The sequence below is a fragment of the Pseudomonas sp. EA_65y_Pfl2_P74 genome, from assembly GCF_963970575.1.
In the GTDB taxonomy this organism is placed as follows: Bacteria; Pseudomonadota; Gammaproteobacteria; order Pseudomonadales; family Pseudomonadaceae; genus Aquipseudomonas; species Aquipseudomonas baetica_A.
Genome location: NZ_CAXAOQ010000019.1, coordinates 94,710 through 115,274 on the forward strand (window position 1 = coordinate 94,710; position 20,565 = coordinate 115,274).

At 57.8% G+C, this 20,565-nt stretch carries 26 protein-coding genes; 10 read left to right on the plus strand and 16 right to left on the minus strand.

The genetic code is table 11. The features are described from left to right. Positions 1-98 precede the first annotated feature (98 nt). Both AACY18_RS16780 and prlC read right to left on the minus strand, forming a co-directional pair. Positions 99-389 carry a YheV family putative zinc ribbon protein gene (locus AACY18_RS16780; protein ID WP_339465431.1) on the minus strand — a complete coding sequence of 97 codons (291 nt, stop codon included), beginning with the start codon at positions 387-389 and terminating at the stop codon, positions 99-101. Next, the gene (gene prlC / locus AACY18_RS16785) at positions 386-2,437 is read right to left on the minus strand and encodes an oligopeptidase A (RefSeq protein WP_339465433.1); all 2,052 of its coding nucleotides are present in this window, start codon (positions 2,435-2,437) and stop codon (positions 386-388) included. Before prlC ends, AACY18_RS16780 begins: the two co-directional genes overlap by 4 nt. An 89-nt stretch (positions 2,438-2,526) precedes the next feature. Here prlC and AACY18_RS16790 point away from each other — a divergent pair, with 89 nt between their 5' ends. Together AACY18_RS16790 and AACY18_RS16795 are read left to right on the plus strand one after the other, a co-directional pair. Next, positions 2,527-3,072, plus strand: coding sequence for a gamma carbonic anhydrase family protein (locus AACY18_RS16790; protein ID WP_339432401.1), 546 nt, complete (start codon positions 2,527-2,529; stop codon positions 3,070-3,072). Between the two features lie 28 nt (positions 3,073-3,100). After that, positions 3,101-3,754, plus strand: coding sequence for an HAD family hydrolase (locus AACY18_RS16795; RefSeq protein ID WP_339465434.1), 654 nt, complete (start codon positions 3,101-3,103; stop codon positions 3,752-3,754). A gap of 86 nt (positions 3,755-3,840) precedes the next feature. Here AACY18_RS16795 and AACY18_RS16800 read toward each other — a convergent pair whose 3' ends face one another. Next, positions 3,841-4,917 carry an aminopeptidase gene (locus AACY18_RS16800; RefSeq protein ID WP_339465435.1) on the minus strand — a complete coding sequence of 359 codons (1,077 nt, stop codon included), beginning with the start codon at positions 4,915-4,917 and terminating at the stop codon, positions 3,841-3,843. 58 nt (positions 4,918-4,975) lie between these two features. Here AACY18_RS16800 and AACY18_RS16805 point away from each other — a divergent pair, with 58 nt between their 5' ends. Then, on the plus strand, positions 4,976-5,398 hold the full coding sequence (locus tag AACY18_RS16805; protein WP_339432404.1) for a PA0061/PA0062 family lipoprotein: 423 nt from the start codon (positions 4,976-4,978) through the stop codon (positions 5,396-5,398). Between the two features lie 40 nt (positions 5,399-5,438). Continuing rightward, positions 5,439-5,858 carry a PA0061/PA0062 family lipoprotein gene (locus tag AACY18_RS16810; protein ID WP_339432405.1) on the plus strand — a complete coding sequence of 140 codons (420 nt, stop codon included), beginning with the start codon at positions 5,439-5,441 and terminating at the stop codon, positions 5,856-5,858. A 6-nt stretch (positions 5,859-5,864) separates the two neighbouring features. Here AACY18_RS16810 and AACY18_RS16815 read toward each other — a convergent pair whose 3' ends face one another. Both AACY18_RS16815 and AACY18_RS16820 read right to left on the minus strand, forming a co-directional pair. After that, positions 5,865-6,104: a DUF1161 domain-containing protein gene (locus AACY18_RS16815; protein WP_339432406.1), complete on the minus strand. Its 240-nt coding sequence runs from the start codon at positions 6,102-6,104 to the stop codon at positions 5,865-5,867. 244 nt (positions 6,105-6,348) lie between these two features. After that, complete coding sequence (locus AACY18_RS16820) at positions 6,349-6,780, minus strand: OsmC family protein (RefSeq protein ID WP_221732310.1); 432 nt, start codon at positions 6,778-6,780, stop codon at positions 6,349-6,351. Between the two features lie 238 nt (positions 6,781-7,018). On the opposite strand from AACY18_RS16820, the gene AACY18_RS16825 reads away from it, so the two are divergent. Together AACY18_RS16825 and AACY18_RS16830 are read left to right on the plus strand one after the other, a co-directional pair. Continuing rightward, the gene (locus AACY18_RS16825; protein WP_339465436.1) at positions 7,019-8,020 is read left to right on the plus strand and encodes an LLM class flavin-dependent oxidoreductase; all 1,002 of its coding nucleotides are present in this window, start codon (positions 7,019-7,021) and stop codon (positions 8,018-8,020) included. Positions 8,021-8,117: 97 nt separating this feature from the next. Then, a complete protein-coding gene (locus AACY18_RS16830) occupies positions 8,118-8,771 on the plus strand; it encodes a hypothetical protein (protein ID WP_339465437.1) in 654 nt (217 codons plus the stop codon). A 1-nt stretch (position 8,772) separates the two neighbouring features. Here AACY18_RS16830 and AACY18_RS16835 read toward each other — a convergent pair whose 3' ends face one another. The 3 genes from AACY18_RS16835 to AACY18_RS16845 all read right to left on the minus strand — a co-directional run bounded on the left by AACY18_RS16835 (position 8,773) and on the right by AACY18_RS16845 (position 10,688). Continuing rightward, positions 8,773-9,969 carry a DNA cytosine methyltransferase gene (locus AACY18_RS16835; protein ID WP_339465438.1) on the minus strand — a complete coding sequence of 399 codons (1,197 nt, stop codon included), beginning with the start codon at positions 9,967-9,969 and terminating at the stop codon, positions 8,773-8,775. A 150-nt stretch (positions 9,970-10,119) separates the two neighbouring features. Continuing rightward, on the minus strand, positions 10,120-10,344 hold the full coding sequence (locus AACY18_RS16840) for a DUF1161 domain-containing protein (RefSeq protein WP_339432408.1): 225 nt from the start codon (positions 10,342-10,344) through the stop codon (positions 10,120-10,122). Between the two features lie 128 nt (positions 10,345-10,472). Then, positions 10,473-10,688, minus strand: coding sequence for a dodecin (locus tag AACY18_RS16845; protein WP_339432409.1), 216 nt, complete (start codon positions 10,686-10,688; stop codon positions 10,473-10,475). A gap of 156 nt (positions 10,689-10,844) precedes the next feature. On the opposite strand from AACY18_RS16845, the gene AACY18_RS16850 reads away from it, so the two are divergent. Further along, positions 10,845-11,171, plus strand: a complete 327-nt coding sequence (locus tag AACY18_RS16850; protein ID WP_339432410.1) for a DUF883 family protein — start codon at positions 10,845-10,847, stop codon at positions 11,169-11,171. Here the strand turns inward: AACY18_RS16850 and AACY18_RS16855 are convergent. After that, a complete protein-coding gene (locus AACY18_RS16855; protein ID WP_339432411.1) occupies positions 11,144-12,061 on the minus strand; it encodes a LysR family transcriptional regulator in 918 nt (305 codons plus the stop codon). The two genes, AACY18_RS16850 and AACY18_RS16855, sit on opposite strands and share 28 nt — an antisense overlap. 107 nt (positions 12,062-12,168) lie before the next feature. On the opposite strand from AACY18_RS16855, the gene trpB reads away from it, so the two are divergent. The 3 genes from trpB (at position 12,169) to AACY18_RS16870 (ending at position 14,790) form a co-directional block, all read left to right on the plus strand. Continuing rightward, positions 12,169-13,401: a tryptophan synthase subunit beta gene (trpB, locus tag AACY18_RS16860; protein ID WP_339465439.1), complete on the plus strand. Its 1,233-nt coding sequence runs from the start codon at positions 12,169-12,171 to the stop codon at positions 13,399-13,401. Then, positions 13,401-14,213, plus strand: coding sequence for a tryptophan synthase subunit alpha (trpA, locus tag AACY18_RS16865; protein ID WP_339432413.1), 813 nt, complete (start codon positions 13,401-13,403; stop codon positions 14,211-14,213). Before trpB ends, trpA begins: the two co-directional genes overlap by 1 nt. Before the next feature lie 121 nt (positions 14,214-14,334). Beyond that, positions 14,335-14,790: an anti-virulence regulator CigR family protein gene (locus AACY18_RS16870; RefSeq protein WP_339432414.1), complete on the plus strand. Its 456-nt coding sequence runs from the start codon at positions 14,335-14,337 to the stop codon at positions 14,788-14,790. Positions 14,791-14,837: 47 nt separating this feature from the next. On the opposite strand, the gene AACY18_RS16875 is transcribed toward AACY18_RS16870, so the two are convergent. The 7 genes from AACY18_RS16875 to AACY18_RS16905 form a co-directional block, all read right to left on the minus strand. Continuing rightward, on the minus strand, positions 14,838-16,799 hold the full coding sequence (locus AACY18_RS16875) for a DUF7844 domain-containing protein (protein ID WP_339465440.1): 1,962 nt from the start codon (positions 16,797-16,799) through the stop codon (positions 14,838-14,840). Then, positions 16,796-17,116 carry a DUF2388 domain-containing protein gene (locus tag AACY18_RS16880; RefSeq protein WP_221732320.1) on the minus strand — a complete coding sequence of 107 codons (321 nt, stop codon included), beginning with the start codon at positions 17,114-17,116 and terminating at the stop codon, positions 16,796-16,798. Before AACY18_RS16880 ends, AACY18_RS16875 begins: the two co-directional genes overlap by 4 nt. A gap of 27 nt (positions 17,117-17,143) precedes the next feature. Beyond that, positions 17,144-17,452: a DUF2388 domain-containing protein gene (locus tag AACY18_RS16885; RefSeq protein WP_339432416.1), complete on the minus strand. Its 309-nt coding sequence runs from the start codon at positions 17,450-17,452 to the stop codon at positions 17,144-17,146. 108 nt (positions 17,453-17,560) lie between these two features. After that, positions 17,561-17,878 carry a DUF2388 domain-containing protein gene (locus AACY18_RS16890; RefSeq protein WP_221732322.1) on the minus strand — a complete coding sequence of 106 codons (318 nt, stop codon included), beginning with the start codon at positions 17,876-17,878 and terminating at the stop codon, positions 17,561-17,563. A gap of 134 nt (positions 17,879-18,012) precedes the next feature. After that, positions 18,013-18,222, minus strand: a complete 210-nt coding sequence (locus AACY18_RS16895; RefSeq protein ID WP_339432417.1) for a DUF1127 domain-containing protein — start codon at positions 18,220-18,222, stop codon at positions 18,013-18,015. Between the two features lie 258 nt (positions 18,223-18,480). Continuing rightward, positions 18,481-18,696, minus strand: coding sequence for a DUF1127 domain-containing protein (locus AACY18_RS16900; protein ID WP_339432418.1), 216 nt, complete (start codon positions 18,694-18,696; stop codon positions 18,481-18,483). 321 nt (positions 18,697-19,017) lie between these two features. After that, complete coding sequence (locus AACY18_RS16905; RefSeq protein WP_221732324.1) at positions 19,018-20,511, minus strand: acetyl-CoA hydrolase/transferase family protein; 1,494 nt, start codon at positions 20,509-20,511, stop codon at positions 19,018-19,020. Between the last annotated feature and the right edge of the window lie 54 nt (positions 20,512-20,565).

A 20,565-nucleotide genomic window follows, 5' to 3' on the forward strand; every position in this document is an offset into this window, starting at 1 on the left:
GAGCGATGGCTGAAAGTGCCAGCCTAAGCAGGAAGCGCGGCAGAAGGGTGGTACATAGTTACCACCTTCCACCGCAATCGGTGGAAGGTGGCACTGACTCAGTGTTGTTCGTCGGGGTTTTTCTTCAATTTTGGATTCGGGAAGAACTGCACCGCCTGGACGCTCTTGTCTGCTGGCGGTTTGAGCGCGCTGGTATTGACCCGCGTGCCCAGTTCTTTGGGCACCGACAGCCCTTGCTCGTTGAGCGTGTCGGCGTAACCGCAGGCCACGCATTCGCGGTGTGGCACGCTGTCCTCGTTCCACATCATCAACTTGTCCGGCTCGCTGCACGCCGGGCAAACCGCCCCGGCGATAAAGCGCTTCTTGGTAATCACAGGCCCCTCACTCATGCTGCCGCGTCCTCACTCAGGCCGCTGTGGCGCAAGAGTGCGTCAATCGACGGCTCGCGACCACGGAAGTCGACGAACAGCACCATCGGCGCCTGCGAACCGCCACGCGCCAGAATCGCTTCGCGGAAAGCGCGGCCGGTTTCAGCGTTGAGCACGCCGTCTTCTTCGAATTTGGAGAAAGCATCCGCCGACAGCACTTCGGCCCACTTGTAGCTGTAGTAACCCGCCGCGTAACCGCCGGCAAAGATGTGCGCGAAGCTGTTGGGGAAGCGGTTGTAGGCCGGTGGACGCATCACCGACACCTCGTCGCGTACGCCTTCGAGCACCTGCGCGGCGCTGCGCCCGTCACCGTGGGTGGCGTGCAGTTCGAAGTCGAAAAGCGAGAACTCCAACTGACGCACCATCATCAGGCCAGACTGGAAATTCTTCGCCGCGAGCATTTTTTCCAGCAGATCCTGGGGCAGCGGCTCGCCGGTTTCGTAGTGACCGGAAATCAGCGCCAGGCCTTCCGGCTCCCAGCACCAGTTTTCCATGAACTGGCTTGGCAGCTCGACGGCGTCCCACGCCACGCCGTTGATCCCGGACACGCCGGCATGTTCGACGCGGGTCAGCAGGTGATGCAGGCCATGACCGAATTCGTGGAACAGGGTGGTGACTTCATCGTGGGTCAACAGCGCAGGTTTGCCGCTGTCGGCCGGGGTGAAGTTGCACACCAGATTGGCCACTGGGCTTTGCAGCACGCCGTCGACAGTGCGACGACGATCACGAGCGCCGTCCATCCAGGCACCGCCGCGCTTGTTGGCACGGGCATAGAGGTCGAAGAAGAAGCGGCCGACGTGCTGGCCGTTTTCCTTGATTTCGAACAGGCGCACGTCCGGGTGCCAGGTGTCGAAGCCTTTGAGCTCGGCAATCTCGATGCCGTACAGGCGTTGAACGATGGCGAATAGACCGCTCAGCACCTTGTCGATCGGGAAGTACGCGCGCAGGGTTTCCTGGGCGACGCTGTAGCGTTGTTCACGAAGTTTTTCGCCGTAGAAACCGCTGTCCCAGCTTTGCAGATCGGCGCAGCCCTGTTCGGCGGCGTAGGCACGCAATTGTTGCAGATCCTGCGCGGCAAACGGTTTGCTGCGCTTGGCCAGGTCGCGCAGGAAGCTCAGCACCTGATCGCTGGACTCGGCCATTTTCGTCGCCAGACTCAACTCGGAGAAACTGGCGAAGCCCAACAGTTGGGCCAGTTCCTGACGCAGATCCAGAATCTCTTCCATCACCGGGCCGTTGTCGTTCTGGCCAGCATTGGGGCCTTGATCCGAGGCGCGGGTGCAGTAGGCGGCGTAGACTTCTTCGCGCAGCGCGCGGTCCTGGGCATAGGTCATCACCGCGTAGTAGCTCGGGAATTCCAGGGTGATCAGCCAGCCGTCCAGACCTTTAGCCTGTGCGGCGGCAGCCATTTGCGCCTTGGCCGAATCGGTCAGGCCGGCGAGGGCGGCTTCGTCGGTGACGTGCTTGGTCCAGGCCTGAGTGGCGTCGAGCAGTTGGTTGGAGAAGCGGCTGCCCAGCTCGGACAGTTTGCTCTGCACTTCGGCGTAGCGCTTCTGTTCGGCTTCCGGAAGGTCGATACCCGACAGACGGAAATCGCGCAGGGCGTGTTCCAGAATGGTTTTTTGCGCCACGTCGAAACCGGCAGCTTGCGGGCTGTTGGCCAGGGCTTCATAGGCCTGGAACAATTCGCGGTTCTGGCCCATCTCGGTGGAGTAGGCGCTCAGGGCTGGCAGGCACGACTCGTAGGCATCACGCAGTTCGGCACTGTTGCACACGGCGTTGAGGTGGCTGACCGGGCTCCATGCCGCACCGAGGCGGTCATTGAGTTCGTCCATCGCCAGTACCAGGCCGGCCCATGTCGGGTTCTGGCCTTGGGTCTTGAGGATGTCGGCGATGGCGGCGCGGTTGTCGGCCAGGATGGTTTCAATGGCCGGCAGGACGTGTTCGGCACGGATCGTGGAGAACGGCGGCAGGTCGTAGGACTGCAGAAGAGGGTTGTTCACGCTCACGGTTGGCACCTTGGCTGGAAGAAACATGCGCCCATCTTAATTACAATCGACACTCACCGCAGCTATCGGCGACAGAGAGAGAACTAATCGTGTCCCTTCGCAAATACCAGAATCACACCCCGCAGTTGAGCAAAGGCGCATTTGTCGACGGCTCGGCGGTGGTGATCGGCGACGTCGAAATCGGCGAAGACAGCTCCGTCTGGCCGCTGACGGTTATTCGTGGCGACATGCACCGCATCCGCATCGGTGCGCGCACCAGCGTGCAGGACGGTTGCGTGTTGCACATTACCCACGCCGGCCCGTTCAACCCGGACGGCTTCGCGCTGCTGATTGGCGACGACGTGACCATTGCCCACAAAGTCATGCTCCACGGCTGCACGGTTGGCAGCCGCGTGTTGATCGGCATGGGCAGCATTGTCATGGACGGCGCGGTGGTCGAGGACGATGTGATCATCGGCGCTGGCAGCCTGGTGCCGCCGGGCAAACGTCTGGAAAGCGGCTTTCTGTATGTGGGCAGTCCGGTGAAACAGGTCCGTGCGCTGACCGATAAGGAAAACGCCTTCTTCACCTACAGCGCGGCGAATTACGTGAAGCTCAAGGATCTGCACCTGGCTGAAGGCTACGACCAGCTCTGAATCGACTTACACCTGCTCAGGATTTCTCATGCATTACCAGACCGTACTGTTCGACCTCGATGGCACCCTGACCGACCCGCGTGAGGGCATCACTCGTTCCATTCAGTTCGCCTTGAGCAAACTCGGCATCGACGAGCCGGACCTGACAAAGCTTGAGCATTTCATCGGCCCGCCGCTGTTGCAGGCGTTCATGCAGTTCTACGATTTCGACGAGGCCAAGGCCTGGGAGGCGGTGAATTTCTACCGCGAGCGTTTCAAGGTGACGGGACTGTACGAGAACCGCGTGTTCGACGGTGTCACGCCGTTGCTGGAAACCCTGAGTGGCCAAGGGCGGCAGCTGTATATCGCGACGTCCAAGCCATGGGTGTACGCCCGCGAGATCGCCCGGCACTTCGACTTTGCCCGACACTTCAAGGTGATCTACGGCAGCGAGCTGGATGGCACGCGGACCAACAAGGTCGAGTTGATTGCCCACCTGATTGCCGAGCAAGGGCTGAATCCGGCGGATACGCTGATGATCGGCGATCGTAAACATGACCTGATCGGTGCACGCAGCAATGGCCTGGATGGGGCGGCGGTGGGCTATGGGTTTGGCAGTTTTGAAGAGTTGAACGCTGAAGCGCCGGCTTATCACTTTGAAACGCTGGAGGAGTTGCATCAGGCGTTTTTGCAGAACCGATGAAATTGCGCTCCCACAGGGCCTGTATGTCGTGTGCAAGTCCAGTGTGGGAGCCGGCTTGCTCGCGAACAGGCCCGTTCAGTCAGCCATCATGAATCTGCCAGCGTTTTCAACGCTGCCTTACGCTCGAGCACCGGCAAATTCCCCAGCCTCTCCACCGCTGAATAAAACCTCACCCAATCACCTCCCACCTGCCTGAACAGCGCAGAAAACGCCGGCACCCACTGGTCGTACAGTCCAAACGGCAACAGCCGCGCATTGTTCAGCGGCGCATTGACCCACGCGTCATAGCGCTTGTCCCCGGCCCACTGACTATCCCGCATCACCCGGTAATCCCGGCGAAACTGTTCGAACTGCGCCGCTTTGCGCTCACGCATCTGCTCGGCCGGCAATGACTGGGCGTAGAGCTTTTCCAGACGTGAACGGGTATCGAGCACCAGTGCAATGAACTGGTCACGCTGTTTGAGTTTTGAGTCGTTATCCGCTGGCAATCCGCGAAACGCCCGCCATTGCCGGGTGCCTTCCTGCTCGACGAACGTGGCGAAGGACTCGTTGAACTCGGTGTCGTCTTTCACATAGAAGCGCTGATGGGCCAACTCATGAAAAATCAGTGTGGCCAACCGCTCGTCGCCCCAACCCATCATCGAATTGAGTATTGGGTCGTTGAACCAGCCCAGCGTGGAGTACGCCTCGACGCCGCCGATCGACACGTCCATGCCCTGCAGGCGTTGGATCGCGGCTTCGCCCCGGGCCGCGCTCTGGCTGTAGTAACCGCGATAGGCCACGCATCCGGCAATCGGGAAACAGTGGTTTTGCGGGGTCAGCGAAAACTCTTGGGTGGCGAACACATTCCACACCACAAACGGCCTTCCAATGTCGGCGTACAGGCGATAGCTCTGGTTATCCGGAAGGTGCAAGTGCTGGCTGGCGAAGGTGCGGGCCTTTTGTGACTGCGCCAAGTGTGCGCGTAACTTTACGTCGCGGCTTGGGTCGGCAATCACCTCGGCCACCGGCTCGCGGGCCCGCAGCAATTGCCATTGACCGCTGGCCAACTGGCCGTAGTAGCTGACGCTGGCGCAACCGTTGAGCAACAAAAGCATCACACCCGGAAACAAAATCCGAAAAACGCGATCAAGTAACCGATGGCTTGGAAGCGGCCTGATCAAAATAAGAAACCCCTGGAAAGTCTGCCCGCAAGACTATCCCGCCCATTGGAGCTGCGCTATGCGTATGTTGATGCTGACAGGAGGCCTGCTGACGCTGGCCGGATGTGCCGGATTTGGAGTGCCTGATCCTGACCCCTCGCAGGCCTGGATCGATCTGAATGCCCGGCAGCAGGACACGGCACTGCAAGCACTGCAAGTCGACCGCAAGGCTGCCATCGACAAACGCTATTTCGAGGTGCAGCCCGGCAGTCATGAGCTGACGGTGCGTTATCAGTTTCCGGTGGAAGCCACCAATATTGGTCCCGACGCCGAGCCGCTCTGGCGCGATTGCCAGTTGAACGTGAAATTCAATGATTTCAACGCCGGCCAGCGATATCAATTGCAGGCCGGCAGTATCGGTTTCCGACCTTGGGCCAAGCTCTATGACGAACAGCGCAAGGTCGTGGGGCAGGGCACTCCGGCTGGATGTCAGAAGACCTGATCGGCGCTATGCTCAATCTCCCATCCAAAGGACATTGATCATGCGCAGGTTGACGTTGTTGCTTGCTGCAAGTGTGGTTGCCGGTTGCCAGAGCCCGATGCCAGCGGCTGACCCCGGCAAGGCCTGGGTCGACTTCGCCATGCCCACCCCTGGCGGCAAAGTGCTGATGGCGGAACGGCTGGACAAACAGAGAATGCCGGACGGACGGTTTTTCCAGGTCACGCCGGGCAGTCACGAGTTGACGGTTCGCTTTGATTTCGAGGTGTTCGGCGGTGGCATGAGCATGAACACCGATCCGCAGGAGCGGCTGTGTTACCTGACCGTGCGTTACGATCATTTCGAGGCCGGGCAACGTTATCGTCTTGAAGCCAGGTCACTGGCCTTTACGCCGAGCGCCCGGTTGATCAATCGCCAAGGTCAGATCGTTGCCGAAGAACGGCAGGTCAACTGCGTGCCGTGATCGACCTCAATTGTCGTTTTTCTGATAGATGATCGCTTTGGTGCCGTTTTCGCATGTCCCTACGACCATGGCGATTTCGTGCTTTTCAGCCTCTTCCTTGCTGACGATTTCCAGCGTGTAGGAGGGCACGGCATTCGCCTGGATTTTGATTTCGATCTCGTTCTTCAATTCTTCACAGTCTTTGGGGGCGGCAAGAACCGAGGTGGCCAGTGCACTGCAAAAAATCGCCAAGCCAATACGTTTCATGAGAGAAGCTCCTTGAGGCAGCGCGCACGGGTGTGCGCTGAAGCTGCTGTCATTTATTCGACCATACTTTTACTCGGCGAGTTCTGACTTCGCTCACAGGTCTTGTTTATCGCTTCAGGCTTCGTGGGGATTTTCAGGTCGCTTTCGCAAGCAAGCCCGCTCCCACAACAGATCTTGTGAAACACCAAAGACCCTTTGTGGGCGCGGGCTTGCTCGCGAAGACGTCGGCCCAGCCAACGCCTGCTTAAGCGACCAGCGATGCCTCAAGGGTAATCTTCGCATTGAGTACCTTGGACACCGGGCACCCTTCCTTGGCCTTGTTGCTCAGTTCTTCAAACTGCGCCTGACTGGCTCCCGGGATCTTCGCCTTGAGAATCAGCTTCACCGCCGTGATCGCAAAACCGCCATCGACCTGGTCGAGGGTGACTTCAGCGTCGGTGTCGATGCTGTCGGCCTTCAGGCCTGCATCGCCGAGAATCATCGAGAACGCCATGGAGAAACAACCGGCATGTGCGGCGCCGATCAGTTCTTCCGGGTTGGTGCCCTTACCGCCTTCGAAACGGGCCTTGAAACCGTAGGGTGCTTCTCTGAGGACGCCGGTTTCAGTAGAAATCGAGCCGATACCGGTTTTCAGATCACCTGCCCAATGTGCGGATGCTTTCTTAACGATAGCCATGCTGCCTCCTCAAGATCAGACGCGGAACGCCGCGCCGTTGTGAATTTTGCTTGCAAGGGTTCTGAGGATAGACGTCGGGACAAAGTTCAGCTCGTCTGAATCGTTGACTTTTTTAGTAGGATTTTTCGTTCTGCTATTGAAACTCGGGTATATGCCCTCATTGCACAAAACACGCTTATGATTCGGCAGGTTTTCGTTTGCAAGAAAAACCTGCCTCCTCACTCGGAGACGCAGGTTTATGAAGCAACTGTCCGACGTAAAATTTTCCACCCTCGACCTGGTGCCAGTGCGCGAGAACGGCAGCCCGGCGCAATCGCTGCGCAACTCGCTGAACCTGGCGCAGCATGTCGAGAAACTCGGCTATACGCGGTTCTGGGTGGCTGAACATCACAACATGGACGGCATCGCCAGTTCCGCTACCTCGGTGCTGCTCGGTTATCTGGCCGGGGGTACGTCAACCATCCGCGTCGGCTCCGGCGGCGTCATGCTGCCCAACCATGCGCCACTGGTGATTGCCGAGCAGTTCGGCACGCTGGAAAGCCTGTATCCGGGGCGGATCGACTTGGGGCTGGGCCGCGCGCCCGGCTCCGATCAAATGACCGCCCGTGCCCTGCGCCGCGAGCGTTCCGGCAGTGCCGATGATTTCCCGGAAGACGTCGCCGAACTGGCGCGCTTCCTCGGCCCGCGCACCCCGGAGCAACGAGTCATCGCGATGCCCGGCACCGGCACCCATGTGCCGATCTGGCTCCTTGGTTCCAGCCTGTTCAGTGCACAACTGGCCGGCGAGCGCGGTTTGCCCTACGCCTTCGCCTCACATTTCGCACCGCGCTTGATGCATGAGGCGATCCGCGTCTACCGCAATCACTTCAAACCGTCGGCAGTGCTCGACAAACCGTATGTGATGCTCGGTGTGCCGCTGGTTGCAGCAGATACCGATGAGCAGGCGGATTACCTGGCGACTTCGGTGTACCAGCGCATTCTCGCGTTGATGCGTGGACAAAGCCTGGTGCAACGCCCTCCCGTGAAAACCATGGACGGCCTGTGGCGGCCTCACGAGCGTGAAGCGGTCGGCGATTTCCTCGGTCTGGCGATGGTCGGCAGCCCGCAGAAAATCCGCGCCAAACTGGAAATGCTGGTTGAACAGACCCAGGCCGATGAGCTGATTTTCACCTGCGATCTGTATGAACATGCTGATCGCCTGCATTCCTATGAGTTGCTGGCGCAGGTGATGAATAACTAGATTGCCCTATTATTCATTAAACGTAACAACCTTCTAAAAAAGTAGAGAGTCTGGAATAATGATGGCGAATTGAAATCAATGTTCGGTAGAGGGAAAGATGAGCGGAAATTTTCAGGATGATGCGCGTGAGAAGCAAATGTGCGAGCTTTTCAACCTTCGCAAAGATGAAACGGAAGGACGATCAGGTATTGACGCCTTCTTAGATCTGGAATCCGGTTCGATCCCTTTCGAATTGAAGACTACATCAAAGGGCTCGGTCACAACGGTTCGTGACTTCGGTCTTGATCATATTAAAAAATGGAAGGGTAAGCACTGGCTGATTGGCTTCTTTCATGCGGGAAATAATTATTATGTTTATGGCTCTCCGTGTGCAATGGCGCCTTGGATTGCGTCTAAAGAAACTTATATTGCGCCAGATATAGCGTTGGCAGCAATTGCTGCGTCGAAGTTAAGTCTAAGTGATGTGTTCGATGCATTGGGTCGGAAAGATGTTTATAGCATCGAAGACGCAAAAGCCCTACAGAAGAAGCAGTATAGTGCTGCTCGCTATTTAGAATTGATGGATAGGAGTTTTGGTTATAGTCCAGAACGAATGCTTGAAATTCTTAAAGAAAGAACTATTTATCTAATGACTAGAGGGAGTACGCTTAATAACCCACACATCCCTCTTAGCTATTTCGAGGGATGGGTGCGGATTGAGAAAAACCACGCTAATGAATTACGGGCGTTGGTTTTAGAGTATATGGGTTAACTTATTCGTTAAGATTGATTGCTTCAAGCAGTTTTTTCGCGACTTGATAGGCAACAGGTGGGGCAACCGAATTTCCGATTTGCCCCAATACTTGATATACAGCGCCGGCGAATTTCCAGTCCTCTGGGAAGCCTTGTAATATCGCTACATCCTGTACAGATAGCCTAAAATGATCTTCCTTTGCTGGAAATATTGAAGCAGAAACTCTGTCACTCTGTACGCCATTTGGCCAGATTTCCATATCCCCCCAAGTTTTTTGACCTGCAGAGCTGTTTAGAATTGAAGTGGTGTTTCTTTTTCCTGTAAATGCACTTCGGATTGTAGGTGCGAGGTCATCATATCCGATGTCAGATAATCCGAGGGCCATGCGAACCCCCATCGTTTTTGGCAGTATGTTGTCGAATAGAGGAGTCGCATTTTTTTGAGATTTAAATAGGGCGCTTGCATCATGCGTTGGCGTTGGTGATTTAAATTTTTGCAGATCCTTCGCATATTTGAAGCCAACAAAAAAAACCCTGCGGCGAATTTGAGGAACACCATAATCAGCAGCATTCATTTCGAATTTTACAATGTGGTAATCTGGAAGCTTGTCAAGAATTTGGACTTTTACGAAGCTTTCAAATTTAGGGTTCAGTATTCCTAGTACGTTTTCTGCCACAAAAGCACGTGGGCTGATCGAGTTAACCGCTCTTATGAACTCTCCCCACATGTTCCGTTCATCGTCCATTCCCTTTTGCTCACCGGCGATAGAAAATGGTTGGCAAGGTGGACCGCCATGAATTATGTCGACTTGGCCGTTGTAGGAATCCCACTCAACTTTCGTCACATCTCCATCTTGTTGTCCGCCGAAAACATTCCAGTTCGATCTATTTTTCTGGAGTGTTTCTTTGCATATTGGAATGAGCTCATATGAGGCTACGTGTTCGTAACCTGCTCTATCGAAACCAAGGTCAAGTCCTCCGCCACCAGAGAACAGACTTAGGCAGCGTAAGCCGTTGCGTTCAAGTTGAGGCATGAGATTACACGGATTCAACCTCGGGGAATTAATATCATGGCATGATTTAATTAAGCCGAGTTCCGCGGAGGATTTAGCTAATCGCGAATCCTGAGAGGTTTGGCGATAAACAGCGCGCTGCTCATCTGTTAGCACGTATTCCTTCTTGGAGGAGTTTTTATAGACTGATGAACTTGTTTCCATAATAGAAATCCCCCGAGGAGCCAAAACTGGCGGCTATACTATCAGGGAGATTTGGAAATGTCAGCTGCTTTCTGATGATATGTGACGTAAGCGATTGTAGATTTATAAAAAGCCGACGCATGAGCGTCGGCTTTTGCATTTCAGGCGCGATCAACCGCGCTTGTAGACGATTTCCTTGGTGCCGCCTTCACAACTGCCGACCACCTTGCCGTCAGTCGCTGCACCCTTATCGACGATCTCCAGCGAATACCCGGCAACCCCCTTGGCATCCAGCTTCGCCGCAATCTCGCTCTTGAGCTCGTCACAAGGCTTGCCAGCAGCAAACGCGCCACCCGCAAGGCTCAACAAACCTACTGCCAATATGAACTTCTTCATCGGTCGCACTCCCTGGTCGGATTAATAGAGGCGGGCATCGGAGCATTGGCCCGATGCGCTCACCCTGTAGCGCTTTGCCATTCCTATGGCACTCGGCCAGCGCGCAAGTTCAGAAGTGTAGACCCAACTCAGCTACTGGCGATCCGGAAGCCGACTTTGAGCGTCACTTGAAAGTGCGCGGCCTTGCCGTCCTTGATGTGACCACGGGTGTCGATCACTTCGAACCATTCCAGATGCTTGATGCTTTTGTTGGCTTCGGCCAGCGCGTTGTTGATGGCGTCCTCGATGCTGTTGGTGGAAGAACCGACCAGCTCGACTTTCTTGTACGTGTGATGGTCACTCATGACGATCTCCTAGGCGTGTGGATTTGAGACTAGCAGTGAATTGCACTGTTGATTTCGGTGGCTACACGCAAGCGAAGTTCAGATTTTCTGCACTTTCTCAAACCGCTGAAGTCCCAATCAACACACGCCACTCATCACCAATGCAGGAGAGCCACCATGGCCAACACCTCTTTACGTAAAGCCTCGTTGCAAAGCATGGAAGCCGAGATCGAGAGTCTGCTCAAATCGTTGGAAAGCCTCAAAGACGACGCTTCGGACGAGTCGCGCAAGACCCTCAAGGCGCTCAAAAGCAACGCCGAGAGTGCGCTGAAACACTCGCGCCACCTGCTCAGCGATGCCTATGAAGAAGTCAAAGTGAAAACCCGCGAGACCGGGCTCGCCACCCGTGATTACGCTCAGGAACATCCTTGGACAACGGCCGGTGTGGCGGTCGGTGCACTGGGCCTGCTCGCGGCCTACTTGCTGTTCAAGCGCGGCGAATGATCCGGCTGGCGCAGCTCGTTCTTGAGCCATTGCGCCAGTTGCCGGGCGCGCCCGTCTGCGGCGCGTTTGGGTAGCCACAGCGCCAGTTGCGCCGGGGTTTCACAGAAGCCCCACGGCGCAACCAGGCGACCAGCCTTCAAGTCTTCAGTCACCAGCGGCTCCGGCGCGATTGCCACCCCCAGTCCCGCCACTGCGGCCTCCAGCAAGTAATACAAATGCTCGAAACCTTGCCCGAGCTTCAACGTTTTGGCGTCGAGGCGGTTTTGCTGTGCCCAACTGGGCCAGGCTTGCGGGCGCGATGTGGTGTGCAGCAATGGCTCATCGAGCAAAGCCTCGGCAGATGCCCTTTGCAGGCGTTGATAGCCGCTGAATAGTGGGCTCATCACCGGGCCGATGCGCTCGGCAGCTAATTCATACACCTGCATGTCCGCCGGCCATGGCGGCTCGGCGAACAACAGCAAAGCATCGAGCCCGGGACGTCGAGGGTCAAGATCGCCCTCACCGGCCGACAGATGCAGGCGCAAATCCGGCAGATCGGCATTCAGCCGTCCCAAGCGTGGAATGAACCAACGCGCCAGCAGGCTTCCGGAACAACCGAGCACAAATGGCGCGTCGGCAGTGCTTTGGGTTAATTCGGTGCAAACACTGCGCAACCGATCAAAGGCTTCAGCGCTGGCGTCGCGTAGACGCACGCCTGCATCTGTGAGTTTCAAGCCGCGTCCATCCTTGATGAACAGGCTGAGACCTAGGTGCTCTTCCAGCACCTTGAGCTGACGACTGACCGCGCCATGGGTGACGTGCAGTTGTTCGGCCGCCTGACTGACGCTGTTCAGGCGTGCGGTGGCTTCGAAGGCGCGCAAAGCGTTCAGCGGGGGAAGGTCATGGCTCATGGTATCTGTGAGTTTTCCTGACAGGTTGCGGCGATCTTATCGGTTTTCAGCATAGAAGGTCAGGGGTAGAGTGGTCGTCATTGTCTTTTGACCCCCTGGAGCAAACCATGACCCAGACTTCGCACAACGCCGATCTGCGTAACGGCCCTGACGCCAACGGCCTGTTCGGCTCGTTCGGTGGCCGCTACGTGGCGGAAACCCTGATGCCGTTGATCCTCGATCTGGCCCGCGAGTACGAAGGGGCCAAAGAAGATCCTGCCTTCAAAGAAGAACTGGCCTACTTCCAGCGCGACTACGTCGGACGTCCCAGTCCGTTGTATTTCGCCGAACGTCTGACCGAGTTCTGCGGTGGCGCCAAGATCTACCTCAAGCGCGAAGAGCTGAACCACACTGGCGCGCACAAGATCAACAACTGCATCGGCCAGATCCTGCTGGCGCGGCGCATGGGCAAGAAACGCATCATCGCCGAGACCGGCGCTGGCATGCACGGCGTGGCAACTGCCACCGTGGCTGCGCGCTTCGGTCTGGACTGCGTGATCTACATGGGCACTACCGACATCGAGCGTCAGCAGGCCAACGTGTTCCGCATGAAGTTGCTGGGGGCCGAAGTGATCCCGGTGGTCGCCGGCACCGGCACCCTGAAGGACGCGATGAACGAAGCCCTGCGTGACTGGGTGACCAATGTCGACAGCACTTTCTACCTGATCGGCACCGTGGCCGGGCCGCACCCGTATCCCGCGATGGTTCGCGACTTCCAGGCCGTGATCGGCAAGGAAACCCGCGACCAACTGCAAGCCCAGGAAGGTCGCCTGCCGGACAGCCTGGTGGCCTGCATCGGCGGTGGCTCCAATGCCATGGGCCTGTTTCACCCGTTCCTCGACGACAAAAGCGTTGAAATCATCGGTGTTGAAGCGGCCGGTTACGGCATCGAAACCGGCAAGCATGCGGCCAGCCTCAACGGCGGCGTACCGGGTGTATTGCACGGCAACCGTACCTTCCTGCTGCAGGACGACGACGGCCAGATCATTGACGCGCACTCGATTTCCGCCGGTCTCGACTATCCGGGCATCGGTCCGGAACATGCCTGGTTGCATGACATCGGCCGCGTGCAGTACACCTCGGTGACCGACGATGAAGCCCTCGCTGCGTTCCACAAATGCTGCCGCCTGGAAGGGATCATTCCTGCCCTGGAAAGCGCTCATGCCCTGGCTGAAGTGTTCAAACGCGCACCGAAGCTGCCCAAGGATCACCTGATGGTGGTCAACCTGTCCGGTCGTGGTGACAAAGACATGCAGACCGTGATGCACCATATGGAACAGTCGCAGCAGGAGAAACACTGATGAGCCGCCTGCAAACCCGTTTTGCTGAACTCAAGGAACACAATCGCGCCGCGCTGGTGACCTTCGTCACCGCCGGTGACCCGGACTACGACACCTCGCTGGCGATCCTCAAAGGCCTGCCGAAAGCCGGTGCCGATGTGATCGAGTTGGGCATGCCGTTCACCGATCCGATGGCGGACGGCCCGGCCATCCAACTGGCCAACATCCGTGCGCTGGGTGCCAGGCAGAATCTGGCGAAAACCCTGCAAATGGTTCGCGAATTCCGTGAAGGCAACAGCGACACGCCGTTGGTGCTGATGGGCTACTTCAACCCGATCCACAAGTTTGGCGTTGAGCGTTTCATTGCTGAAGCCAAAGACGCGGGCGTCGATGGCCTGATCGTGGTCGACATGCCACCGGAGCACAACGAAGAGCTGTGCGACCCGGCCCAGGCTGCCGGTCTGGACTTCATCCGTCTGACGACTCCGACCACGGATGACGCGCGTCTGCCGAAGGTGCTTAACGGCAGTTCCGGATTTGTTTACTACGTCTCGGTGGCCGGTGTCACCGGTGCCGGTGCAGCGACGCTGGAACACGTCGAAGAGGCGGTCACTCGCCTGCGCCGCCACACGGATCTGCCGATCAGCATCGGTTTTGGCATTCGTACGCCGGAACAAGCGGCGGCCATTGCGCGTCTGGCAGACGGTGTTGTGGTGGGGTCGGCGCTGATCGATCACATTGCTAATGCCACGACGCCCGATCAGGCGATCGACGGCGTGCTGAGCCTGTGCTCGGCGCTGGCCGAAGGCGTGCGTAAGGCCCGGGTCAGTTGAAGGTAAAGTTCCTGATACAGAGGAATTAGCACCTCGCGGCACAGCCTAACCAAGCAAGACCGAGGGATTCAGAACCACGTTCTGAATCCCTTTTTGCTGTTAGTGCAATGAGGAACCCCCCATGAAAATGCCGAAACGTCTGATTGCCAGTCTGGGCGTGCTGATGATCAGCGCGACACCGCTGCTGGCCAGCGCTGATCAGCGCGATGATCACGACCGCGGCGGCCCGCAGCAGGGCCACTACGATAACCGCGGGGACAATCGCGGCAACGATCACCATGGCCCACAGAACAACCACCGAGGTGGCCCGCCGCCGCGCGACTTCGGCCCGGTGCGCCAGACCATTCGCGACAACCACGGCTACTTCGTGCGCGGCGCACCGCCGCCACCGGGCATCCATCTGGTACGAGGCCGGCCGCTGCCCCACGGATATTACGGTGAGCGCCTGGAGGGTCGTGCGTTAGGTCGTTTGCCGGTCTATCCGGGTTACGAATGGCGCCGGGCCGGGCGCGATATCGTGCTGATCGCGGTGGGTACCGGGATCGTGTATGAAATTCTGGATGGGGTTTTGTACTGATTCACAGGCAATAAAAAAGATCGCAGCCCAGGCGGCGATCTTTCGCGTCAGGGCAACTCCAGCCCGCCCGAGGCTTTGTGCAGTTTGCGCAAATGCTCGCCAATGTGTTTCACATTGGCTTCACTCGCGGCAATCTCGGCCGCGCGCTTGGGTTCAAGCAGCTTGCGCACCTCCGTGTCCAGATCGCCGGAAAGCGCCAGGAGCTTTTTCTGCCGCTGGCTGCTTTCCGCTTGCAGTCGGCTGAACTCGCTCGGTTGCGGCAAGCCGTAACCCTTGGAATCAAGCAATTCTGCCGGGCGACTGAGGAAACCGCTGTTGGCGAGGATTTGCTGCAAAGTCGCGTTGGCCTTGTCCATCCCGCCGTTATCCAGTTCGCGTTCACCGAGGTAGCGCTGCTTGACCTCGTCCTGAGCCAGCAGCAGTTGCCGGCGAAAACTGGCCTGCTCCAACAGCAGCAGTGCGGCGCTGGTGCGCAGGTCGGCGCGATCAAACCACGGACGGCGTTCCTCGGCCGACAACGATAGCCACTCCTCGACGCTGTTCTGTTTGATCGGTAATTGTTTCTTCAGTACAGCGAACATCGCTTGATAGCGATCGCGGAACGAGTCGAAGCGATACCCCAGGCGCAGAGCCTCCTTCGGATCGTCCAGCACGCTGGTGTCGGCGAGGCCGCGTCCTTTAAGCACTTCCAGCAAACCATTGGGCATGATGCTGTCCAGGCCGACGAGCTGAGCGTTGTTGCTGCCGCTGCGCAACAGCTTCAGGCCTTCCACTGCGCAATTGTTGGACAGGAAGAAGTAGTTGCCGTCGTAGCTCCAGTGCATCTCGGCGGCGTGTTCGACCACGCCTTCAATCTCGCTGCGTGACAGGTTCAGCGGCACCGATGCAAGGCTGCGCAGCTCGGTTTTGGTGTATTCATCGATGACCTGCGCCAGTGGCAAGACGAACAGCCGCGAAGGGTATTTGCCGACCAAGCCGTCCCAACTCGACAGTTGTACATCGCCCACGAAGGCGCGGTAGGACAGCACCAGATGCTGGTCCAGATCGAGCCGGCAATCCGGGCCACGTGGCCGACCCGGTGCGCAAATCACCAGACGCAACATGCTGTGGCCCCAACGGCTGACCCAGTTCTGGTTGGCCTCGGCGAGCAGGTAGTCGACGGCGTACACCCGCTCCGGATCGACTTGTCCCAACGGCTGCTTGGCGAAGTCGTTGCCCGCATTGAGAAACGCGAAACTCTTGCTGCAAGTGTCCTTGGCGGGCGGCGCCCAGCCAAAGTGTTCCTTGTAATAGCGGTACAGCGCCGGGCGGCGGCAGGCGTAGCTCGGGTCGAGGAGGAAATACTCCATGTTGACCGCGACGAACTCTTTCGGACTGGAGATTTCGTACAGATCCGGGCTGCGGGCAATCTGGCGGTTGTGTTGTTCGCGCTCGCCACGACGACCGACGTATTGCTGCCAACCGGCGAGATCGAGCAGGCGTGGGTCATCACTGAGGGTGAAGCGGCGGCCGTTCTGGCCACGGCACTCATCGGGAAGACCGATCAGCCCGGCGCTGTTGAAACGTCGGGTGCAGCGCTGGATCAGCGTGCGCTCGGCACTCGGCCACAGGCGCGCGCGATCATAAATATGGGTGACTTCGTGCAGCACCGTGGCGAGCAGTTCCTGGCGCACAGTACCGTGGGGGCGATTGGTTTTTTCTTTGGCCGCGCTGCCGTCGGTGAGGCTGTCGAGCAGTTTGCGGTTTAGATCGAGCTCGGCAACCAGCGTGGCCTGGCCGTAGGCATTGCCGGGCATGTCGTCGGTCCAGCCAACGTCGATGTGCCGGTCCAGCCGCTCGATGAAGCTGGGCGGCAAGGCCTGCATGGCTTCATCGATCAGCGCTTGACTGGCCTGTTGTTGCGCGGCGCTCAGACCGTCGGTCTTGAGCCGCAATTGCAGGCCGGCGTGGGCGCTGTTGCCTAGCAGCAACAACGCCCCGGCCAGCAGCCAGGCGCCGAGTGATTTCACAGTGCGAGGATGGCTTCGGCGAGGACCTGATCGCTGGCGTCGCGAGCTTCCGGTACGCGAGTGCGCAAGGTATTGAGAGCGGCTTCCAGGTGTGCGCCGCGAATATCACCGTTGCTGGCGACAAAACTGGCGGCATCGTCGTGGGCTTCGCGGATGATTTTCGAGTCGCGAATCGAGGTGGTGGTATCGGACGTGAAATCGATGCTGCGCTGGGAGGCACGAACGATGATGTTACTGGTGGCTACCAGGGTGTGCGCCTGGGCCACATCGGCCAACAAAAACAGGCCAAGGGTGGCAGCAATCAGCGGGCTACGCATGGAACGACTCCGGAAGGACAAGGGTAGCTATTGGACGAGAATTGCCTGTGCCAGTTCACGGTCGCTTACATGAAGTTTCGGCCGGGTTTTGCGCAGGTAATGCAGCGCTGATTCCAGTCGAGCGCCTCGCAATTCACCGTCAGTGGCTACAAACGCTGCCGCGTCATCGTGAGCGGCGAGCACCAGTTTACGGTCGAACGGCGCGGAAGACACCATGCCGGTCGCCCAAAGGCTCACTACGGTGTTCTGCGTGGAGACATCGAAAGCATAGGCCGGTGTCACCCAGCAGGCGGTTAACACTACGGAAGGGATAAGCAGTTTTTGAAAAAAGTGCATAAGACTCGGTAACTGTTAGCGAGCCTCAAGGCTAGCGCAATGCCCGGGCCAGAGCCAGCGCCAAAAACATCGGGACACGACCGGCGTGTCCCTTCATGCCACGTTGATTCAGATCGCAAGAATCGCTTGGGCCAGTTGTGCATCGGTCGCGCTCAACTGTGGTGCTTGATGGCGGATAAGATCCAGCGCGCTTTCCAGCTTCACGCCACGGATCTGGCCTTCGCTGGCAACGAAGCTGGCCGCGTCGTCACGGGCGGCGAGTACTGTTTTGTTGTCACGCAACGACGAGGTGGCGTCGGAGGTAGCATCGGAAGAAGACTTGAGCGCACCAACAACGGCGTCGGTGGTCACGATGAAGCTGGAGGCGCTGGCATTGGCAGCCACGGCCAGCAGGGCGGCAGCGCTGAGCAGGCGAAGACGGGACATGATGTATCTCCTGTGGATAAACCGTATTGAGAGGTGGCTCGGTATCTGAGGAGTCAGACGCCAATGGCACAGCATTCGCCACGTTCTGCGTGGATATTAGGCCTGCAGACGAAGTTCGCACAGTGGGCAGAATGCTAGCGCCAGAAGGTTTTCTCCAGTTCATTCAGCCGATCGGCGTGGCTTAGCCCCAGATCCGCGAGATCCCGCCCATCCAGTTGCGTCAATAGACGCCGCGTCCTGGCTCGTTCAAGGCCTTGGCAGAAGCGGCGCAACAGGCGTTTTACGAGGTTGCAGCGAAGGGCGGGTTGTAAAGAAGCTGCTGAAACATCCTGTAAGCCATTCATGACAGATTCCTTTTTACTGGCAAGGTCGGAAAGTCATGTTGAACCCGTTGCAGGCAAGGGGGCAGATACATCCGTTTTAAATTGTACTGGTTCAGGTTCGGTATTCTTATAACTGTACTGTTGTTTGTAGCTGCCACCTGTAATGCATGTTTTCCTCGCCTGAAACGACAAAACCCGTCGCGGTTTCCCGCGACGGGTTTTGTTTGTTCAATTCGGGTTGCTGGCGGTGGGTCTAACGACCAGAGCCAGCGACGCTACTTAGCGCCAGAACGGCTTGCTCAGCTCTTCGTAGCGTTGTGCTTCGCTGATACCGGCGTCAGCCAGCAGACGCGAATCCAGACGAGCCAGTTGGTGGCGGCTGGAGATGCGGCGCTGCCACAACATCAGGTTGGCGATAACGCGCAAAGGCAGGGAAGCCTGGGTTTTTGCAGCTTTGTCTTCGAAGAACAGATCGGAACTGAGTGTACGTTCCATGGTTGACATCCTTCCGCTTGTGGCGGGATTAGGTAGTGGTTTAACTGGTGCCCATGATCCTCTCGTTTGCCTAGTCTCTCTAGATACAGTTCAACTGTATTGTGAGTGACCAGTTAACTGTTTAAAGGCGGTGTACGGGTCAAAATTGAGCAAACTGTACCTGTCTGCACTAACTCGGTGCGTTTTCGGGTGAGGCGGGCGTATTTGTAGGTAAATACTGTAGGAAATGACCAGTACAGAAGTACAGTTTTCGCAAGGAAGGCAATTTTAAAAAATCCATCGACGCAAACTGTGTTTGCGTCGATGGATTATCTGTGCGGATTACACCGCCAGCATGCGTCCGGTTTCTTCCAGGTTAATGTGCCAGCTCAAGGCTTCACGCAGGATATGCGGGGTGTGACCACCGATTGCACAGGCCGCAGTGAAGTAGTCATCCAGTGCCTGACGAAAGTCCGGATGCACACAATTATCGATGATTACCCGCGCGCGCTCCCGTGGCGCCAGCCCACGCAGATCCGCCAGGCCCACCTCGGTCACCAGAATGTCAACGTCGTGCTCGGTGTGGTCAACGTGGCTGACCATCGGCACCACGCTGGAAATCGCGCCACCCTTGGCGATCGATTTGGTCACGAACACCGCCAGATGTGCGTTGCGCGCGAAGTCACCGGAACCGCCGATACCGTTCATCATCCGTGTGCCGCAGACGTGGGTCGAGTTCACATTGCCGTAGATGTCGAACTCCAGCGCCGTGTTGATGCCGATAATGCCCAGGCGCCGTACGACTTCTGGATGGTTGGAGATCTCCTGTGGGCGCAGTACCAGTTTGTCTTTGTATTTCTCCAGGTTGCCGAACACGTCGCTGTTGCGGCGTTCCGACAAGGTGATCGAACTGCCCGAAGCGAAACTCAGCTTGCCGGCATCGATCAGGTCGAACGTCGAATCCTGCAGCACTTCGGAGTACATGGTCAGGTCTTCGAACGGTGAGTCGATCAGGCCGCACATCACCGCGTTGGCGATGTTGCCGATCCCGGCTTGCAGCGGGCCAAGCTTGTTGGTCATGCGCCCGGCATCGACTTCCTGCTTGAAGAAGGTGATCAGGTGATCGGCGATGGCGTTGGTGTCGGCATCCGGCGACGATACGGTCGATGGCGAGTCCGCCTGCTGCGTGATGACGATGGCCACGATTTTTTCCGGCGGAATCGGGATCGCTGTGCTGCCAATGCGGTCGTCGACCTTCACCAGCGGGATTGGCGTGCGCGTCGGACGATACGTCGGGATATAAATGTCATGCAGGCCTTCCAGGTTGGCGTTGTGCGCCAGGTTGATCTCGACGATGACCTGTTTGGCGAAAATCGCGAAGCTCGCTGAGTTGCCCACCGAGGTGGTCGGCACGATGTGGCCCTGTTCAGTGATGGCCACGGCTTCGATCACCGCGATGTCCGGCAGCTTCAGTTGCTGATTGCGCAGTTGCTCGACGGTTTCCGACAGATGCTGGTCAATGAACATCACTTGGCCGGCGTTGATCGCCTTGCGCAAGGTGCTGTCGACCTGAAACGGCATGCGTCGCGACAGCACGCCGGCTTCGGTCAGTTGCTTGTCGAGGTCGTTGCCCAGGCTCGCGCCGGTCATCAGGCTGATCTTCAGTGGCGTGACCTTGGCGCGTTCGGCCAACGCGTGAGGGACGGCTTTGGCTTCGCCGGCGCGGGTGAATCCGCTCATGCCGACGGTCATGCCGTCCTCAATCAAAGCGGCGGCGTCGGCGGCGCTCATCACTTTATCCAACAACGAAGGCAGGCGAATACGGTCACGGTACATGGATTATTATCTCGGGAAGCGAGTATCAGGATGCGCAGTCTAGTGAATTTCGCG

What these genes read in the sequence shown, in the direction of transcription:
- AACY18_RS16835 (WP_339465438.1), bottom strand. Translation starts at nt 9,969, where the DNA reads ATGGAAACAAGTTCATCAGTCTATAAAAACTCCTCCAAGAAGGAATAC.
- AACY18_RS16780 (WP_339465431.1), bottom strand. Translation starts at nt 389, where the DNA reads ATGAGTGAGGGGCCTGTGATTACCAAGAAGCGCTTTATCGCCGGGGCG.
- AACY18_RS16885 (WP_339432416.1), bottom strand. Translation starts at nt 17,452, where the DNA reads ATGCACTTTTTTCAAAAACTGCTTATCCCTTCCGTAGTGTTAACCGCC.
- AACY18_RS16890 (WP_221732322.1), bottom strand. Translation starts at nt 17,878, where the DNA reads ATGTCCCGTCTTCGCCTGCTCAGCGCTGCCGCCCTGCTGGCCGTGGCT.
- AACY18_RS16805 (WP_339432404.1), top strand. Translation starts at nt 4,976, where the DNA reads ATGCGTATGTTGATGCTGACAGGAGGCCTGCTGACGCTGGCCGGATGT.
- AACY18_RS16845 (WP_339432409.1), bottom strand. Translation starts at nt 10,688, where the DNA reads ATGAGTGACCATCACACGTACAAGAAAGTCGAGCTGGTCGGTTCTTCC.
- AACY18_RS16810 (WP_339432405.1), top strand. Translation starts at nt 5,439, where the DNA reads ATGCGCAGGTTGACGTTGTTGCTTGCTGCAAGTGTGGTTGCCGGTTGC.
- AACY18_RS16880 (WP_221732320.1), bottom strand. Translation starts at nt 17,116, where the DNA reads ATGCGTAGCCCGCTGATTGCTGCCACCCTTGGCCTGTTTTTGTTGGCC.
- trpA (WP_339432413.1), top strand. Translation starts at nt 13,401, where the DNA reads ATGAGCCGCCTGCAAACCCGTTTTGCTGAACTCAAGGAACACAATCGC.
- AACY18_RS16815 (WP_339432406.1), bottom strand. Translation starts at nt 6,104, where the DNA reads ATGAAACGTATTGGCTTGGCGATTTTTTGCAGTGCACTGGCCACCTCG.
- trpB (WP_339465439.1), top strand. Translation starts at nt 12,169, where the DNA reads ATGACCCAGACTTCGCACAACGCCGATCTGCGTAACGGCCCTGACGCC.
- AACY18_RS16905 (WP_221732324.1), bottom strand. Translation starts at nt 20,511, where the DNA reads ATGTACCGTGACCGTATTCGCCTGCCTTCGTTGTTGGATAAAGTGATG.
- AACY18_RS16820 (WP_221732310.1), bottom strand. Translation starts at nt 6,780, where the DNA reads ATGGCTATCGTTAAGAAAGCATCCGCACATTGGGCAGGTGATCTGAAA.
- AACY18_RS16850 (WP_339432410.1), top strand. Translation starts at nt 10,845, where the DNA reads ATGGCCAACACCTCTTTACGTAAAGCCTCGTTGCAAAGCATGGAAGCC.
- AACY18_RS16870 (WP_339432414.1), top strand. Translation starts at nt 14,335, where the DNA reads ATGAAAATGCCGAAACGTCTGATTGCCAGTCTGGGCGTGCTGATGATC.
- AACY18_RS16825 (WP_339465436.1), top strand. Translation starts at nt 7,019, where the DNA reads ATGAAGCAACTGTCCGACGTAAAATTTTCCACCCTCGACCTGGTGCCA.
- AACY18_RS16830 (WP_339465437.1), top strand. Translation starts at nt 8,118, where the DNA reads ATGAGCGGAAATTTTCAGGATGATGCGCGTGAGAAGCAAATGTGCGAG.
- AACY18_RS16795 (WP_339465434.1), top strand. Translation starts at nt 3,101, where the DNA reads ATGCATTACCAGACCGTACTGTTCGACCTCGATGGCACCCTGACCGAC.
- AACY18_RS16855 (WP_339432411.1), bottom strand. Translation starts at nt 12,061, where the DNA reads ATGAGCCATGACCTTCCCCCGCTGAACGCTTTGCGCGCCTTCGAAGCC.
- AACY18_RS16895 (WP_339432417.1), bottom strand. Translation starts at nt 18,222, where the DNA reads ATGAATGGCTTACAGGATGTTTCAGCAGCTTCTTTACAACCCGCCCTT.
- AACY18_RS16900 (WP_339432418.1), bottom strand. Translation starts at nt 18,696, where the DNA reads ATGGAACGTACACTCAGTTCCGATCTGTTCTTCGAAGACAAAGCTGCA.
- AACY18_RS16840 (WP_339432408.1), bottom strand. Translation starts at nt 10,344, where the DNA reads ATGAAGAAGTTCATATTGGCAGTAGGTTTGTTGAGCCTTGCGGGTGGC.